This window comes from Acinetobacter sp. XH1741, assembly GCF_041021895.1.
Lineage (GTDB): Bacteria > Pseudomonadota > Gammaproteobacteria > Pseudomonadales > Moraxellaceae > Acinetobacter.
The window spans coordinates 997,827-1,015,686 of sequence record NZ_CP157428.1 but is presented as its reverse complement, the minus strand read 5'-3'; the positions used below and the strand labels follow the sequence as shown (position 1 = coordinate 1,015,686).

At 39.1% G+C, this 17,860-nt stretch carries 16 protein-coding genes; 10 read left to right on the top strand and 6 right to left on the bottom strand.

The features are described from left to right. Positions 1-6: 6 nt before the first annotated feature. Both ABLB96_RS04905 and ABLB96_RS04900 read right to left on the bottom strand, forming a co-directional pair. Positions 7-456, bottom strand: coding sequence for an ammonium transporter (locus ABLB96_RS04905; RefSeq protein WP_348895655.1), 450 nt, complete (start codon positions 454-456; stop codon positions 7-9). Between the two features lie 147 nt (positions 457-603). Further along, on the bottom strand, positions 604-981 hold the full coding sequence (locus tag ABLB96_RS04900; RefSeq protein WP_347913951.1) for a helix-turn-helix domain-containing protein: 378 nt from the start codon (positions 979-981) through the stop codon (positions 604-606). Positions 982-1,080: 99 nt separating this feature from the next. On the opposite strand from ABLB96_RS04900, the gene ABLB96_RS04895 reads away from it, so the two are divergent. Next, positions 1,081-2,088, top strand: a complete 1,008-nt coding sequence (locus ABLB96_RS04895; RefSeq protein WP_348895656.1) for a zinc-binding alcohol dehydrogenase family protein — start codon at positions 1,081-1,083, stop codon at positions 2,086-2,088. Between the two features lie 54 nt (positions 2,089-2,142). Here the strand turns inward: ABLB96_RS04895 and ABLB96_RS04890 are convergent, their stop codons facing one another. Beyond that, positions 2,143-2,388, bottom strand: coding sequence for a SlyX family protein (locus ABLB96_RS04890; protein WP_002053395.1), 246 nt, complete (start codon positions 2,386-2,388; stop codon positions 2,143-2,145). 32 nt (positions 2,389-2,420) lie between these two features. Here ABLB96_RS04890 and ABLB96_RS04885 point away from each other — a divergent pair, with 32 nt between their 5' ends. Continuing rightward, complete coding sequence (locus ABLB96_RS04885) at positions 2,421-4,331, top strand: ATP-binding cassette domain-containing protein (RefSeq protein ID WP_348895657.1); 1,911 nt, start codon at positions 2,421-2,423, stop codon at positions 4,329-4,331. Between the two features lie 21 nt (positions 4,332-4,352). On the opposite strand, the gene ABLB96_RS04880 is transcribed toward ABLB96_RS04885, so the two are convergent. After that, complete coding sequence (locus tag ABLB96_RS04880; RefSeq protein WP_348895658.1) at positions 4,353-5,360, bottom strand: acyltransferase family protein; 1,008 nt, start codon at positions 5,358-5,360, stop codon at positions 4,353-4,355. 140 nt (positions 5,361-5,500) lie between these two features. Here ABLB96_RS04880 and ABLB96_RS04875 point away from each other — a divergent pair, with 140 nt between their 5' ends. The 3 genes from ABLB96_RS04875 to ABLB96_RS04865 all read left to right on the top strand — a co-directional run bounded on the left by ABLB96_RS04875 (position 5,501) and on the right by ABLB96_RS04865 (position 8,555). Then, complete coding sequence (locus ABLB96_RS04875; protein WP_348895659.1) at positions 5,501-6,133, top strand: LysE family translocator; 633 nt, start codon at positions 5,501-5,503, stop codon at positions 6,131-6,133. Between the two features lie 119 nt (positions 6,134-6,252). After that, the gene (gene lpxL, locus ABLB96_RS04870; protein WP_348895660.1) at positions 6,253-7,188 is read left to right on the top strand and encodes an LpxL/LpxP family Kdo(2)-lipid IV(A) lauroyl/palmitoleoyl acyltransferase; all 936 of its coding nucleotides are present in this window, start codon (positions 6,253-6,255) and stop codon (positions 7,186-7,188) included. A 266-nt stretch (positions 7,189-7,454) separates the two neighbouring features. After that, positions 7,455-8,555, top strand: a complete 1,101-nt coding sequence (locus ABLB96_RS04865) for a glycosyltransferase family 4 protein (protein WP_348895661.1) — start codon at positions 7,455-7,457, stop codon at positions 8,553-8,555. 55 nt (positions 8,556-8,610) lie between these two features. Here the strand turns inward: ABLB96_RS04865 and gltP are convergent, their stop codons facing one another. Together gltP and ABLB96_RS04855 are read right to left on the bottom strand one after the other, a co-directional pair. Next, the gene (gene gltP, locus ABLB96_RS04860; RefSeq protein ID WP_348895662.1) at positions 8,611-9,897 is read right to left on the bottom strand and encodes a glutamate/aspartate:proton symporter GltP; all 1,287 of its coding nucleotides are present in this window, start codon (positions 9,895-9,897) and stop codon (positions 8,611-8,613) included. Positions 9,898-10,587: 690 nt separating this feature from the next. Further along, positions 10,588-11,709, bottom strand: a complete 1,122-nt coding sequence (locus ABLB96_RS04855) for an endonuclease/exonuclease/phosphatase family protein (protein WP_348895663.1) — start codon at positions 11,707-11,709, stop codon at positions 10,588-10,590. A gap of 187 nt (positions 11,710-11,896) precedes the next feature. Here ABLB96_RS04855 and asd point away from each other — a divergent pair, with 187 nt between their 5' ends. From asd to truA, 5 genes are all read left to right on the top strand, one after another. Then, on the top strand, positions 11,897-13,015 hold the full coding sequence (gene asd / locus ABLB96_RS04850) for an aspartate-semialdehyde dehydrogenase (protein ID WP_348895664.1): 1,119 nt from the start codon (positions 11,897-11,899) through the stop codon (positions 13,013-13,015). A gap of 148 nt (positions 13,016-13,163) precedes the next feature. Continuing rightward, positions 13,164-14,519: a hypothetical protein gene (locus ABLB96_RS04845; RefSeq protein WP_348895665.1), complete on the top strand. Its 1,356-nt coding sequence runs from the start codon at positions 13,164-13,166 to the stop codon at positions 14,517-14,519. A 59-nt stretch (positions 14,520-14,578) separates the two neighbouring features. Continuing rightward, positions 14,579-15,865, top strand: coding sequence for a hypothetical protein (locus tag ABLB96_RS04840; protein ID WP_348895666.1), 1,287 nt, complete (start codon positions 14,579-14,581; stop codon positions 15,863-15,865). Between the two features lie 58 nt (positions 15,866-15,923). Next, a complete protein-coding gene (locus tag ABLB96_RS04835) occupies positions 15,924-16,895 on the top strand; it encodes an asparaginase (RefSeq protein WP_348895667.1) in 972 nt (323 codons plus the stop codon). A gap of 11 nt (positions 16,896-16,906) precedes the next feature. After that, complete coding sequence (gene truA, locus ABLB96_RS04830; RefSeq protein ID WP_348895668.1) at positions 16,907-17,704, top strand: tRNA pseudouridine(38-40) synthase TruA; 798 nt, start codon at positions 16,907-16,909, stop codon at positions 17,702-17,704. Positions 17,705-17,860 lie beyond the last annotated feature (156 nt).

Below are 17,860 nucleotides of genomic sequence, written 5' to 3'. Positions count from 1 at the left end.
TAAAAATCAGGCTTTAGCCAAGGCCAACAGATAAGCCTTCATCTCATCTAATTGCGTGGCTTTTAGGTCCGATTCCTCATCCCAATAAAGGCCTACACAGTTTGCCTGCATATCAATAGCATAAATCCCTTTTAATGCAATGGGAGAATCATTAAATTTCTCATCACCCTGCACTACTTTTAATTTTCCGTCTATAACACGAGCACGCATGAGCGTTAAACGAGCATCGGGGATTAATACACTATAATAAGCAACCATGCTGGCACGCTTTTCAGTTGCCATTGGGACATGTGTCCATTCAGGTGCGGCAATTACGCGTGGATGTAGCCCAATTTTGCGGGCTTTGTCTCGCATAATACCAAGTGCCTTTTCACGTGGACTCACTCTTAAACCAAAAATGGAGCCTAGTACGAAAAGAACAATGATAACGGTAACCCAAATTCCCATATTGTCCATAGCAAAACCTATTAATCTCTTTTATTAGAGTTGCATAAGCTGACCAGAAAACGCAAGTTACATCATAAAAATAATGTCCAATTAACCGACGAGGTTAAAAACAGCAACATTTCCTCATAGATATTCTTAGCAATCTAGGCACAATATTTAGGCACTCTTTTCAGTTTCAAGTGTTGATAACTTACCAAACCGATCCAGATGTGCATCTCCCCATGTTTTTAAAGCAAAAAGAATCTGCTCAAGACCCTGCCCTAAATCGGTCAGGCTATATTCCACTTTAGGAGGAACTTGAGGATAAACCTCTCGATGAATAATGCCGTCTTGTTCTAACTCGCGAAGCTGATTGGTAAGCATTCTTTGCGTAATACTTGGAACACGCTTACGAATCTCATTAAATCGTAAAGTGCCTTCATTTAATAAATGCCAAAGAATGACACATTTCCATTTACCATCAATCAGACTGATCGCTGCTTCAACGGAGCAACCCGGTGAACAATCAAAACTTGAATGTCGAGCTTTTGCCATTTTACAGTATCCTTTTTGACACTATGAGCGTTATTTGTCTGTAGTCACAATTTTTAAGCTTACGTTATGATCAAGATCTCAACAAGAGGAATCACAATTATGAAAGCTGTGGCATATCAAAAAGCAGGTCCCATTACATCGCCCAATGCACTCGTTAATATTGAACTCGACAACCCTATTGCTGAAGGACACGATTTACTCGTTCGCGTACAAGCTGTTTCAGTAAACCCTGTCGATACCAAAATACGCAAAAATGTAAGCGCCGAATCTGGTTGGAAAGTACTTGGCTGGGATGCCGTAGGTGTGGTTGAAGCGATTGGGGATAAAGTCACTCAATTTAAAGTGGGTGATGTTGTTTGGTATGCAGGCGCTTTAAATCGCCAAGGCAGTAATAGTGAATTACAACTTGTTGATGAACGCATTGTTGGCCATAAACCAAAAACTTTAGCTGCAACTGAAGCAGTCGCTCTCCCTTTAACTGCAATCACGGCTTGGGAGATGTTATTTGATCGCCTGCAAGTTCCAAAAACTGCATCGGCCAATATCACTATTTTAGTCATTGGTGGGGCCGGTGGTGTAGGTTCAATCACCATTCAACTTCTTAAACAGTTAACTAACCTCACGATTATTACGACAGCTTCCCGCCCTGAAACAAAGCAATGGGTAAAACAACTCGGCGCAGATTATGTATTAGATCATCGTGAGCCTTTAGCACCACAAATCAAACAATTAGGTTTAAATGCACCTTTATATGTGTTCTCGACTACTCAAACTGATCAGCATTTATCAGATATCGTAGAGCTGATTGCACCACAAGGTCATTTTGGACTTATTGATGATCCAGAAAAGCTAGACATTAAACCGTTTAAATCGAAGTCCGTATCTGTACATTGGGAATTTATGTTCACGCGCTCAATGTTTCAAACTGAAGATATGGCAAAACAAAGTGAGCTATTAAACAAAGTCAGTAAATTAGTTGATGAAGGAAAAATCAAAACGACAGTGACTGAGGTTTTAAGTCCAATTAATGCTGAAAACTTAAAACAAGTTCATGAGCAAATTGAAAGTGGTACGACAAAAGGTAAGATTGTCTTACATGGTTTTTAAGCAAAATTGAAAATATTTTCAAATAAAAAGGCAAGTATCGAACTTGCCTTTTTATTAATAGTGAGGAGGTTTATTCGTTAATGGATCAAAAGGTGCAATGCCTTCTGATAAATCCGAAGATTCCACACGTTGATAAAGTAATTGCATTTGTTTTTTCAAATCAGCTATTTCCTGAGTTTGAATAGCGAGTTGTTGATTTAATTGTTCAACTAAATCATCCAAAAATGTAATTCGCACTTGCAAATCTTCAATGGGTGCGGAAAATGACGCTTGATCATCATGATATGGTGGTTTAGTCATTTAAATCCTCATTTGAGATTCTGGAAAACATTATGGCCTATATTACCCTAAGGGATGTCCAACTTGCTTTTGGCGGACCTGCCCTGCTCGATGGCGCGAACTTTAATCTAGAACGTGGCGAACGAGTCTGTTTAATTGGGCGTAATGGTGAAGGTAAGTCTACTTTACTTAAACTCATCGAGGGAAGCCTATTACCAGATTCTGGTGAAGTTTCTATTCAAAATGGTTTAACAGTTTCAATGTTAGCCCAAGACGTTCCAATGGATTCTGGCAAAGTTGCTGATATTGTGGCTGATGGTGCAGGAGAAGCAGCTGAAGTACTCAGAGCTTATCATGAAGCAACTGATGCTTGTATGCTTGGAGATATGGAAGCTTGTGACCGTATGGGTAACCTCCAGCACAAGCTCGACCAACTAGACGGCTGGGCACTTGAAAACAAGGTAAATGCCCTATTAAGTAAAATGGGCCTCGACCCAAATGCAGACTTAGCAGACTTATCTGGTGGTCGTAAACGTCGTGTTTTACTCGCTCGTGCTCTTTTAACGCAGCCAGACGTACTCCTTCTAGACGAACCGACGAACCATTTAGATGTTGAAAGTATTGAGTGGCTAGAAAAATTCCTACTCGATCAAAATAATTTAACGCTTCTATTTATTTCGCATGACCGCTCTTTTGTAGATAGCATTGCAACTCGAATTGTTGAACTTGACCGCGGCATTTTACGCGGCTATGAAGGCAATTATTCTCGCTATTTGGAGCTTAAAGCTCAGCAAATGGAAGCAGAAGAGAAACAAAACGCTTTATTTGATAAAAAGTTAGCTGAAGAAGAAGCTTGGATTCGCCAAGGGATTAAGGCACGTCGTACCCGTAATGAAGGTCGTGTTCGTGCTTTGAAAGCTTTACGCGAAGAATCTAAAGCACGTCGCTCACAACAAGGTAAAGTGAGCATGGCGACTCAAGAAGCAAATCGCTCTGGTAAATTAGTATTTGATATTGAGCACTTGAGCGTATCTTATGATGACAAGCCACTTATCAAAGATTTCTCGACCCTTGTCATGCGTGGTGACCGTATTGGCCTCGTAGGTGATAACGGCGTTGGCAAAACGACGTTGATTAAAGCGATCTTAGGTGAAATCGAGCACGGTGGTTCTGTTAAGACAGGTACACAGTTAGAAGTTGCTTATTTTGATCAATTACGTAATGCCTTAGACCTTGAAAAAACAGTCATGGCAAACGTTTCAGAAGGCTCTGACTTTGTTGATGTGAATGGCAACCGTCGTCATATCTACAGTTATTTACAAGATTTCTTGTTTTCACCTGAACGTGCACGCACACCAGTCAAAGCCCTTTCTGGTGGTGAGCGTAATCGTATTTTGCTTGCTAAATTATTGCTTAAACCATCGAACCTGATTGTGATGGACGAACCAACCAATGACTTGGATATGGTAACTCTTGAGCTACTTGAAGAGATGCTTTCTGAATACAAAGGCACGCTATTACTTATTTCGCATGACCGTGCATTTATGGATAACGTTGTCACTTCTACTTGGGTATTTGATGGCAAAGGCAATATTGCAGAATACATTGGTGGTTACCAAGACTACTTATTACAACGTCCAGATGACAAAGTCGTAGATCAGAAATCTGATGTTAAAAAAGCTCAGGCTAAAGCAGAAGCTGAAAAAGCCGCTGCTCAAGCCAACACTAAAAAAGTCAAACTAAGTTATAAAGATCAGCGTGAATTAGAGCAATTACCCGCTGAAATTGAAAACTTAGAAAATGAACAGGCTAAACTTTCTGAGAAACTTGCAGATGGTTCATGGTTTGTGTCTGATGCAGATGCTGCGACCCAAGCCAGCCAACGCCTAGCAGAAATTGAAGAATTACTGCTTGAAAAATTAGAGCGTTGGGATGAACTTGAGCAAATGAGTAAAGGCAACTAAACAATAAAAAAAGGGCTTTAATTAAAGCCCTTTTTTTGGATTTAGAGTTGCTAATAATTTCATAAAGGGCTTATAAACAAATAAAGAGATAAAGCGAGTTAAACGTTCAAATAGCTGTAACTGTAAAATCATACAAGTCAGGATAGCCAGAACGAGACTAATGAAAATATTGATCTCTACCGAATATTTAAAGCTTAATTGATGAGTCAAAATAATTATCACAAAACCATGCAATATATAAACTGGCAAAGTTTTTTGGCCTAAACCAATCCATGGCTGTTTAAAATTTTGAGTGAGCACAAATAAACTCAAAACACCCATAACCGATAGCAACATAATCACACTGCGAATCAGCATTCCTTGCCACAGACCTACATGAAGCTGAAAATATGACAAACTGCCAAATAGCCAGTAATAACTATAATGACTTATAGCAGCTACAGCAGTAATGATTAATAATGTGATAACGGCAAATAACTTTGCATAAGGCAACTGCGGAAGATACTGAAAAATGGTTTTGCCATAGATTGCTCCCGCCATAAAAAAAGGTAGAAAAACGAAAATACGACCAATCGAGTAGCTGTAATTATTGATGGGTGAGCATCCAATAAGTAGAGCTAAAACTATTGAAAATAAAACTGGATAAGCCGTCTTTTTTAGGAAAAAAGCGAGAACCGTCCAAGCCACCATACCAAATAAATACCATAGCACCCAATAAGGCTTAGCAAACCATACCAAATGAAATGACCAATTCCATAAACTTCCGTTATAAAAGGCATCAAACAGTTGAAATAAAAACTGAAATGGCAAATACAACGATAAAAAGTAAATTAACTTTTCTAGGATTTTTTCTTCTTTAAAAAACATGCCGGATATAAAAATAAAAGCTGGCATATGAACAAAGTAAATGCTCCCTAAAATCGCTTGATTTAGAGGTTCACTCCAGCCAATCAACCTTTCAAGGTAATGGCCCAATACAACCAGAAAAATTAAGATGCCTTTTGTGGCATCAATATGGAGATTTCTCATAAATTTCTATGAAATCAGGATATTTATATCATACTGAATTATTCTTATTTTTCGATTCAAAAAGACAATTAATAAAGTTCCGCTGTATACAAAACAATTATGATATACCTATCAGTATAATAATATTTAAGGATATTTCCGTGCTAGATCTCTCTCAAATTTTGGCATTTGGAGTCATTTGCCTAGCGATGGTACTTACCCCTGGCCCCAACATGATTTATCTTATCTCGCGTTCCATTAGTCAGGGCAAAATCGCAGGATTCATTTCCTTAGGTGGCGTTGCTGTAGGTTTTGTATTTTATATGCTCTGTGCTTCTTTCGGGATCACAGCACTTGTTGTCGCCGTTCCATACGCTTATGACACTATTCGTATTGTAGGGGCCGTATATTTACTCTGGCTCGCATGGAAAGCACTACGTCCAAATGCAACCCCTATTTTCAGTGTAAAAGACTTATCTATCGATTCACCATTAAAACTATTTTTAATGGGCTTTTTGACAAATTTACTTAATCCTAAAATTGCCATTATGTATTTGTCTTTATTGCCGCAGTTTATTCACCCACAGCAAGGCAGTATTTTAGCGCAGTCTATTCAACTCGGTACCATACAAATTTTTGTGAGCGTTTCAATCAATGCACTGATTGTGTTTTCTGCTGGTAGCATCGCACTCTTTCTACAGCAAAAACCACTTTGGGCAAGCATCCAACGCTGGATTATGGGGACTGTGTTAGCTGGACTTGCTGTTCGTATTCTTCTCGAACACCGCCGATAACCCACTTTATTTTTCTTTCTTTACTCTAACCCTTCAATTTCCCCCTGTGTATTACGACGATAAATTCAGTTCGTGATACACTTTTGGCAGTTTTAACTTTTTAAATTTTTTATATCGTTATGAGCCAAAAGCAGCCCTATACGCCCGGTGAGTTTCAGTGGTCCTTTTTGTTACCTAAATATTGGGGTGTATGGATTGCGATTACTTTCCTCATGCTTTTGGCTATTTTACCGTGGGCAATCCAATGGCGTTTGGCTCATGGGTTAGCAAACCTCGCTTGGAAATATTTAAAATCTCGACGCAAAACCACTATTCGTAATTTAGAAGTTTGCTTTCCCGAATGGTCGTCTGAAAAAGTACAGCAGCAAGCAAAGCAAGTTTTTGTAGATATGATGCTTGGTATTTTTGAGACATTAAATGCATGGTATAAGCCTTACTGGTTTAAAAACCGTGTCACGATTGACGGCCTAGAGCACATTACCAACGCTCAAGCTCAGGGCAAAGGGGTTTTACTACTGGGAACTCACAGTACTTTGCTTGATGCTGGTGGTTATGTTTGTGCTCAGTATTTTGAGCCTGATGTGGTATATCGCCCTCAAAACAACCCACTACTCGATATGCTGATTTATCGTTGCCGCGGCACAATTTATAAAGCACAGATCGACCATGATGATATGCGTGGCTTAATCCGTCACCTTAAAGATGGCGATGCAATTTGGTATAGCCCCGATCAAGACTTCGGCCTCAAACAAGGCGTTATGGCACCATTTTTTGGAGTTCCTGCGGCCACAGTAACCGCGCATCGTCGTTTATTAAAAATTTCCAAGGCTGTTGCTGTGCCTTTATATTTTTATCGTCATGGCGATGTACAGGATCCTAAATATCACATCTTGATTGAACCTGCGGTGGATAATATGCCAAGTGAAGATGAAGTTGATGATGCAACACGCGTGAATAAGATTATTGAAAATCAGCTTCGTATCGCGCCAACCCAATATATGTGGTTCCACCGCCGATTTAAAACACGTCCTGAGGGATATGACGAGATCTATTAAGATAAAGCTGCAATAATTTTAAATTGATAGTAAGCACAGCCTCAATTTAAAGTGAAATTCAAATACTATCGAATAGGCAGACCTTACTTTTTAAGGATAAAAAGTAAGCAAAAATCCTTTGTTTCGCTGATGTTACTTCCTTGTAACACAGCGAAACAGCGACATCCATGTCGCTATCACGATAGTAAATTCCGGATAATGATTTAGTTTGAAATGATGTATCTGTGGATGGTCCATCTTTTATGAATGTATAAGGCAAAAAAACAATGAAAGTGATGCAACTTCTCCCAGAACTCAATAGCGGTGGCGTAGAGCGCGGCACACTGGAAATTGCACGTGCACTCGTTGCACAAGGCCATCAGTCTTTAGTTGTATCTAACGGCGGGCGTTTGGTCTCACAGCTCGAAGCTGAAGGCTCTAAGCACTTAACACTACCGATTCATAAAAAGTCTTTATCGAGCTTGTGGCAAATTCGCCCTTTACGTCAGTTAATTGAGCAGCATCAACCCGATATTGTTCATGTGCGCTCACGTGTGCCAGCTTGGCTTACCCATTTTGCCTTAAAAGGAATACCAGCACATAAGCGCCCTCACCTCATTAGCACGGTACATGGTTTCTATTCAGTCAATCGCTATAGTGCAATTATGACTCAGGCCGAAAAAGTGATTGCTGTTTCTGATAGCGTGGTTAAATACATTACTGACCATTATAAAAATTGTCCACCACAAGATATTGTCCGGATTTATCGAGGCATTGATCCAGTTGCTTTCCCCCATAACTACCAACCGTCAGCACAGTGGTTTAATCAAGTTTTTAATGACTTTCCTGAACTCGAAAATAAATTTTTACTATGCCTACCTGGTCGTATTACCCGTTTAAAAGGGCATGAAAGCTTAATTGAACTCATGCAGCAGCTACAATCGCAATATCCTCAATTGCATGCCGTTGTTGTGGGTGGTGCCGATGCAAAAAAACAAGCCTACTTAAATGAATTACAAAGTACCATTCAAAACAAAGGACTTGCTGATAAAATAACGTTTGTAGGCCATCGCTCAGATATACGCGAATGGCTGGCTTTTAGCGATATTGTGCTATCTCTATCCAATCAAGCAGAAACATTCGGTAGAACAGCGTTAGAAGCGCTCTCAGTGGGTACGCCAGTGATTGGCTGGAACCGTGGAGGTGTTGCCGAGATTTTATCTAACGTCTATCCACAAGGGCTTATTGAAGTAGACAACCAAAAAGCCTTAATAGAAACGGTAAAGCAGCATATTGAACAACCTCAAACAGTTGCTCCTGTGACCATGTTCAGCTTAAAAGATATGTGTAACCAAACGCTTGAGCTTTATCAAAGTGTTTTGAAATAACCCAATAAAAAACCCGCGATGATCGCGGGTTTTTTTACGACTAAAAACTTCTCTCTTATTTAAGAGATGCTTCATAAGCGGCAGCTTTTTCAGAGTCGTATTGTTTTTCCCATTTACTGATTACAAGTACAGCAAGAGCGTTACCTACCACGTTCAACGCAGTACGAGCCATATCCATGATACGGTCAACACCAGCAATAAATGCCAAGCCTTCTACAGGAATACCAACACTACCTAATGTCGCTAATAACACAACGAATGATACGCCAGGAACACCTGCGATACCTTTTGAAGTAATCATTAATGTGATAACCAAAATAACTTGTTGGCTAATTGACATTTCAATACCGTAAAGCTGTGCAATAAAGATTGCTGCAATACTTTGGTAAAGCGTAGAACCATCAAGGTTAAATGAGTAACCTGTTGGAATTACAAAACTAGAAATCGCTTTTGGCGCACCGTAAGCTTCCATTTTTTGCATAATACGCGGTAAAACTGTTTCTGAACTTGCAGTCGAATATGCCAAGATCAATTCATCTTTCAAAATCTTAAACAAAGTAAAGATATTGATGCTGAACATTTTTGCAGTTAAACCAAGTACCACTATAGCAAAGAATAAAATTGCACCGTAAACCAATACAACTAATTTACCTAATGGAATAAGTGAAGCAAAACCGAAGTTTGCAACAGTTACAGCGATTAAGCCAAACACACCCACTGGCGCATATTTCATGATGATGTGCGTCACACGGAACATTGTTTCCGATACGGCATGAAATACGTTTAATAATGGATCTTTAGTAGCTGCTGGTAATGAAGATAAACCAATACCAAAAAGCACAGCAAAGAAAATCACTGGCAACATTTCGCCATGCGCCATCGAACTAATAATGTTCGTTGGGATAAGCGATAATATAGTTTGCACGATGCCATGAGACTGTGACTGAACTTCTTCAGTAGTATGCTTATATTGAGAAATATCAGTTTGAACCAGTTGAGACATATCAATGCCTGAACCTGGATGGAAGATATTCGCTGCAACCAAGCCAACCAAAATAGCAATAGTAGTAATAATTTCAAAATAGAGAATGGTTTTAAAACCAAGACGCCCTAGACTTTTTGTACTGCCAACACCAGCAATACCTAAAATCAATGTAGAGAAAACGATTGGAATAACAATCATTTTGATCAGGCTAATAAAGATCTTACCTAATGGAGTAAGAACGTTATTTACAATACTATCTTTGATCTCAGGCTGATTATGTAAAACAGCCCCGACAACTATCCCTAGGATTAAAGCAATTAAAATTTGCCACGCAAGGCTAAATTTAAAATTCTTCATAAGACAATCCTTATGCACCGCAAAGTATCAAATATGAGAGGGAGAAGAACACTTTCTTAGAGTGAAACCTCAATATGTGCAGTAATTTCCAAACAGAAATTTAAATACACAAGCAAATCACAACCCGCCGATCCGGCGAAGTAAACAACAATGCCTGCTGACGATCCAACATGTCAACGATCGGCACATTCTATTGAGATTTGCCAATTAAACAAGCCCAATTTATGTCTAATTAGATCAAAGCATATATTTATTCTTCAATAATCTATAAAAACAAAAACTTATCAAAAAAGTTTTTTGTATCTATTTTCATCGAAAATTGCCTAGATATATTAAGAAATTCATGGACTACTACTTATTATTAAATAGATTTTAAAATTAAATTTAGCTTAACAATATTTCTTTTATTTACAATAAATTAAATGAGGTATTTAGAAAATATCAACCCGAGTTCTGCGTCCTGCAAAACTCGGGTAAATGAGGTTGTGCTTTCAGGGTATATAATTCTTTTTATCGCTTCCGTTCTAACATCTTATCCGTGATGTCGTTCCATATCAGCTTAGTGCATCCTTACTTGGGATTTTCCATTCCCGCTTCCGTGTGCCGATGAATGTAGAATACGAGCTTTAACGTCCCCTGCCTATTCGCCCTAGACTCAAATCTTTGTACGTTATTGCTTACAACTTTCTTTCATATACTTTTTCCTTTGTAAGGTTCTGCAATTTCATCAGTCACAGTTTTTTCTTCCTTTTCAGCTTTAGCGATGCCATCTTGTATCGCTGCTTGAGCTTCTTCTTCATCCTCTTGAGTCTGCTCTACTTCTTCTTGGATTTGTTCAAATATTCTACCTGTCTGTAAAACGACATAAACAGGAAAATGGTCTGATCCAATATGAGATAAGCGCTGCATTTTAATCAAACCAAAGTCAGTGCTATGAAAGATATGGTCGAGTGACCAACGTAATAACGAATAGTCTGCATGAAAAGTATTAATAAAATGCCGCCCAACGCGAGGATCGAGTAAACCACTAATACGTTGAAATAAACGAGTTGTGCGTGACCATGCGACATCATTTAAATCACCCATCACAATACAACTTTCATCTAAGTCTTTAATTTGATCACCAACAATTAAAAGCTCTGCATCACGTAGGGTTGAATCTTTAGCTTCAGTTGGACTAGGTGGTTTAGGATGCAAACAATAAAGCTGAACTGGCATGCCGGAACGTAAAATTACCGTGGTATGAATAGAAGGAATTTCATTACTTAAAATGAATTTAACTTCAGTATTTTTAAGCGGTAACCGGCTATATAAATGCATTCCATATAAATTATCTAAGGGTACCGGTACACGGTAAGGATAATCTTCTTCAATTTCTTTTAATGCATTTTCCCAAGTCTTATCACTTTCTAGCGTCAGCAACAAATCAGGTTTTAACGACTGAACATGTTCAATAAGCAAGTGATATTTATCGTTAGGCGTCAGCACATTAGAAACAATAAGTGATATTTGCTTTTGAGGATCTAATTGCTGCTGTTTGACCTTTTTAACCTGCTTTTTCCAAAATAAGGTATAGGGCAAAACCATTTTAAGCTGATAAGCAATGGCCGCGATGAGTACCGCAAGCAAAATCTCGCGCCATACATTCCATTCAGTCGGCCAAAACAACATGCCAATGAAAACAATTAAGCCAATAAATAGAATTTGTAACCTTGGAAAATCAGCCCCTCTAAACCACCACTCATCACGAGGGATAAGTGACCAGAAAGTCAACCAAATCACCACTACAGATAGAACTTCGATATAAATCATTGAAATTACTCTTTTAAGATGACTTGTTTTTTAATATTTTCGTCATCTTTATCAATTTTGTATGTAACATAAACAAGATATTCTACTCAATAAAATTGCTGTTTTGTTTCTGTAAAGCTTGCAGTTGTGAGCACTTTTGATACACTCAACTCCCCCTAACAATTTTAACGCACCGAGGCAAAATGACATGAAAGTAGGTCTGGTCGGTTGGCGCGGGATGGTCGGTTCCGTCCTTATGCAACGTATGGTTGAAGAGAATGATTTTGCTCATATTGAGCCATTTTATTTCTCTACCAGTAATGCAGGTGGTGAAGCTCCTTCATTTGGTGGTAAGACTGCCCCAGCACTTATGGAAGCGACGGACATTAAAAGTCTGAAGCAAATGGATGTCATTATTACCTGCCAAGGTGGTGACTACACCTCTGAAGTTTTCCCACAGTTAAAAGCAACTGGTTGGGATGGCTACTGGATTGATGCAGCATCTACTTTACGTATGTCTGATGATGCAATCATCGTTCTTGATCCAGTTAACCTTAACGTGATTAAAGACGGTTTAGCGAAAGGTACTAAAACTTTCGTTGGTGGTAACTGTACCGTATCACTGATGTTGATGGGTGTTGGTGCACTTTTCCAAAATAATTTGGTTGAGTGGATGACTGCAATGACTTATCAGGCAGCATCAGGCGCTGGCGCACAAAACATGCGTGAGTTGTTAACAGGTATGGGGTATTTATATAACAATACCAAGACGTTGTTAGATGATCCTAAATCTGCAATTCTTGATATTGACCGTCAAGTTGCTGAATTACAACGTGGTGAAGGTTTCCCATCTGCGAACTTCGGTGTGCCACTTGCTGGTTCATTGATTCCTTATATTGATAAACAGCTTGAAAGCGGTCAATCTAAAGAAGAGTGGAAAGGTCAAGTTGAAACCAACAAAATTTTAGGTAACTCACAAATCGTTCCTATCGATGGTCACTGTGTCCGTATCGGTGCGATGCGTTGTCACTCTCAAGCATTAACCATCAAATTGAAAAAAGATGTGCCGCTTGATGAAATCGAAGACATGATTCGTAACTCAAACCAGTGGGCTAAAGTTGTACCAAATACACGTGAAGCATCAATGACTGATCTTACACCTGTAGCTGTGACTGGTACATTAACTGTACCTGTAGGCCGTTTACGTAAACTCAATATGGGTAAAGAGTATCTCGGTGCATTCACAGTAGGCGATCAGCTACTTTGGGGTGCTGCTGAACCTTTACGTCGTATGCTACGTATTTTAGTAGAATACAAAAGCGCATAATTTGATCTGAATCATTCAGTCAAAATAAAAAGCCGATCACATTTGATCGGCTTTTTCGTAACTGGTTTGTGAAAAATTAACAATTTATTTACATTTCATTATTGTATAATTTTGAACGACTTTACGACTGATCAGGTCATGGATTGAGATGACTGCATATAACAAATTAAAAATTGCCATTTTCACCATTATGTCTTCGCCTTCTGTTTATGCGATTACATTAGATCCTATTCAAATTCAATCTGCGCCTGGTGAGCTGCTTTACGCTGAAATGAATTTCCAGCAAGCCGATCCTAATACTCCATTACAAGTCAGTTTAGCTACTCAAGATGATCTAAATAGTTTAGGCGTAACACATCAACCTCCTGGTAACTTAAATTTCTATACACGACAAAATGGTCAGGGTACGGGTGTTATTGTGATTACCTCATCTCGTCCTATTATTGATCCTGAACTAAACATTGTCGTAAAAGTAAGTGAAGGAAACGCAACTCATCTTCAACACATTAAAACCGTTATAAAGCCATCATCTATAAAAAAGGCTCCCCCTAATGAGAGTCCACTTTCACCACAATTTATTGTGAATGAAAAAGATATTGCATTAAATTTACCAGAAAGCACTCAATATACTTCTGCTGAGCCGTCAACACCTGTAACAGAGGCTAAAACGAGTGAACACAATCTAAATATTAGCGCTGGAACAGCTCCAGCGTTAAATAGCTCTGCCCCTACAACTCCAGTTACGGCAACAACGTCCTCTCAGACAGCACAATCAACAACAGCAATTACCTCTGTACCACCTTCAGAAAAACAACTATCGAGCGACACTCAACAAAACAGAGAAAATGAAATAGCGACAGCTAAAAAAGTCGCTCAACCGAAGCCTGTCCAACCAAAAAATGTATTAAGTAAAAATACACCGAAAAAGCAAAAAATCAGTAGTTATAAAGGCCCAGCACCTACCGGCAAATATGTTGTACAGCGTAATGAGTCTTTATGGAGTATTGCCAACCGTATAGCAGCCCAGACCAAACAGCCTGTTGCTAAAGTCATGCGAGATATACAGTCTCAAAATCAACATGCATTTATTCAAGGTAATGTAAACCGTTTACGTCAAGGAATTGCACTAAACTTAACACCTACCCACTCAGCTAAAAATTCACATACAAAACCTAAATCAGGGGATGTGAGTACAGCCAAAGCTGCTTCTGGCAAAGCAAAATATCGTTTACAACAAGCTGAAATGAGTATCGTGGCAGAGAATAGCCAAAATTCTACTCATGGAAGTGCAAAAAAGAGCACACAACAAGGTCAAAACAATACTGAGTTAGCAGTAAAAGTTATGACAACGCGAGAAAAAACCGTTACATTACAAAGGAATGTAACCAAACTAAATCAAACTTTAAGTTTAAAAGACCAACGTATTCAACTTTTGAATGCACGTTTGGCAGAGTTACAACAGCAGTTACAAGCACAGCAACAAACTCACAAGCAAAAACATTAAGTTAAAACCAGAGTCAGCTCGCTTTATATTGCAAATATTTTATTTTTAAGGGGAAAGTAATGTTATATGTGATTCCGTTTATCATATTACTCGTGGTCGCCGTTATTCTAAAAAAGCGTGAGAATAGCCAGAAACAAGAGGCCACCTCCCCAAAGAGTATCAATAGAAAATCCAACAAAAAAACAAGCTCTAAAGCTAGCAAAAGCTCACGCGAAAAAAGTAAAGCCAATGCAGTTGAAGAAGCTGTACCCGTTATTCCCCAAAGTACCTCTGTTCCAGAAGCGTTACGTCAAAAAATCCAGCAGCTCACTCAAGAGAAACAATTTTCAGCAGCCGAAGCTCAAGTCAATCAGGCGCTTAAAAAAGATAATACCCAGCACGAACTGTATTTATTACTTCTCGACATTCATATTGCTCAAAAAGACGAATTTGCGATTCAACAGCTGATTAGTCATATTCGTAGCTTGGCATTAAATGAAATAGTCATTCAGGCAGAAGCCAAACAAAAAGAATACGAGTCATCAAGACAACCGGATGCTATTGATTTTCCACAAGCGCCCACATATGAAGAGCCAAAAAATACTGCTGATACCACTGCTCAATTTGACCAGCTAACAACAAGTTCTTCTGAAGCATCTTTTGATGACTTGCAGAAAGACTATACCCCTGTAAAACAAGAACCTGCTGTTGAAGTTGAACCGTTAGAATTTAACTTTTCATTCGAAAAAACTGCGGCTACAGAAAATACCAGCCAACCTGTACACGAGCCAGAAGTATCAACTTCTCCACAAGAACCAGAAGTATCGTCATCTCAGGAAACAAATGAGCTAGCTGATTTAGAGTTTTCTTTTGATTTGGCACCTCTGCATAAAACTGAGGAAAAAACTCAAGCAGTAGAAGTAAATCAAGAGAACAGCATCAATGCATTGGATTTTAATCTTGAGTTAAACCCTCCAAGTTCAGAGACGAAATCTGATGAACAGGCTCCATCATTAGATGAAATTAAACTCGTAGAACAAGCGCCATTAGAAGCGACTTCTATCGCACCTCTTGAGTTTTCGTTAGATGAACCTGCCCTCGTTACAACACCTGAGGTTGAAGCTCAAAGTCATATTGATGTAGTAAGTAAAGAAGTTACGCAACCTCAAATAGAAGATCCACTTCTAGAAGCTTTTCCAGAATTAAAACAAGTCAATGAAAATGAGCTCGACTTAAAATTGGCTGAGCAATACATTAAGTTTGGAGCGAACCAAGCAGCGCGCAATTTACTACAGCGCGATGAGCAAAAATTCAACACAGAACAACAACAACATGCGAAAAACCTACTGAATCGCATAGCTTCTTAGAACCGTTCGATTTACCATAAGCAGTCAGAGATGACTGCTTTTTTATGCCTGCAAAAATATGAAAAAAATAGCCTTATTTTATATGGGTGGTACTTTTGGTTGCATTGGTGAACCTTTAGCGCCTATGCCTTATGACCAATTCTTGCCTCAACTGGAAAAAGTGATTCCGCCACACTTAACCGTTGATTGCTTCGCTGCACCCAATATTGTTGATAGCAGTGCATGTACAGCACCTGATTGGTTACGCCTTATTCAACGCATACAACAACTACAACTTGAAGGCTATCAACATTTCGTTGTTATTCACGGTACAGATACGCTTAGTTATGCAGCTGCAACCTTAGCTCGCTTTTTAGGTCAAAGCTGTCATATTGTGATTACTGGTAGTCAATACCCGTTACTCAATATTCAAGGCGATAATACTCGTGAATTTACAGATGCTATTGAGAACTTATATCTTGCCTTAGAACAAGTGATTGCCCTACCTGTAGGTGCTTATCTCGCTTTTCACCATCAAGTATTTCACGCACAAACTGCATTGAAAACGCATACGACTGAACTCGATGCATTTTCAGGGTTAGGCAGTGAAGTTGAATTTACACCTCAGGCAAATGAGTTGATCGTACAAGATGCTCAAATTGAACGAGCTGCTTCATTCCAGATTTTAAACTGGATGATGCAACCGATTGCAACACAGCACTTGGTACAGCAATTAAAAAATTTACTCCCTGCCCCACCGCATTTCTTAGTGCTACAAGGTTTTGGTACAGGTAATATCGCAGTAAATCCTGAACTATTGGCAACATTAGATGAACTCTATGTTCATGGTTGTGTTCCGATCTTGGCGACACAAGTGACGTTTGGAGGCATTGACCAACGTTATGCAATTAGTGCTTGGGCTAAAACTGCAAAAATTGTCATTAATAATGCCCATAGTCATGCAGATCTCTATGCAAAAGCACTTCAAATGTATTTAAAATACGCAACCCCAGAACAATGGTTGAACCATTGGAATGAAAATTTGCATTAAGAGGTAAAGCCATGCAACGTTATGCGGTCGGTATTGAGTTTAGCGGAGTTCAATACCGAGGTTGGCAAACACAACAGCCAGGCGTTGCCAGCGTACAAGAAACCATTGAGCGTGTGCTTAGTAAAGTTGCAAATGAACCTATCGCACTTCACGGTGCAGGTCGTACAGATGCGGGAGTACACGCGACAAATATGGTGGCCCACTTCGACACACATGCCATTCGTCCAGAAACAGGGTGGTTAAGAGGCGCAAATAGTCAGTTACCAAAAGATATTTCCATTCAGTGGATTAAGCTGATGGATGAAAGTTTTCATGCGCGCTTTAAAGCAACGGCTCGACGTTATCGCTATGTGATTTATAACACCCCTTGTCGCCCAGCCTTATTACACAAGCAAGTCACACACATTTACCAACAGTTAGATGTGCAAAAGATGATTAAAGCGGCCAGCAAGTTTGAAGGTATACATAATTTTGAAACTTTCCGCGCAGCAGCATGTCAGTCAAATCAACCTGTACGACATGTAACGCATTGCCGTCTATTTGAACATGGCCGTTATTTGGTTTTAGATATTCAGGCAGATGGTTTTTTACACCATATGGTTCGCAATATTGTTGGATGCCTACTTGAAATTGGTCAAGGTATGTATGAAATAGACCATATCGATGAAATGTTCGCGGCACAAGATCGTAAGGCAGCAGGAGTCACTGCTCCACCAGATGGTCTGTATTTTATTCAATGTTATTATCCCGAGCAGTTTGAGTTGCCACAACCAGCACTTGGGCCACATTGGCTTAATTTACCCGATTAAAATTTTTAAAACTCAGTATCCAAATTAAGCACTAAATAAGATACTCGACAAAGTCATACGCAACCTGCCCTAAATATATAAGTATATGTTTTTGCGATGCATTAGATATTAATAATTATCTAACAGGTTTTGCGTGTGACAATGGTTTTGGTTACT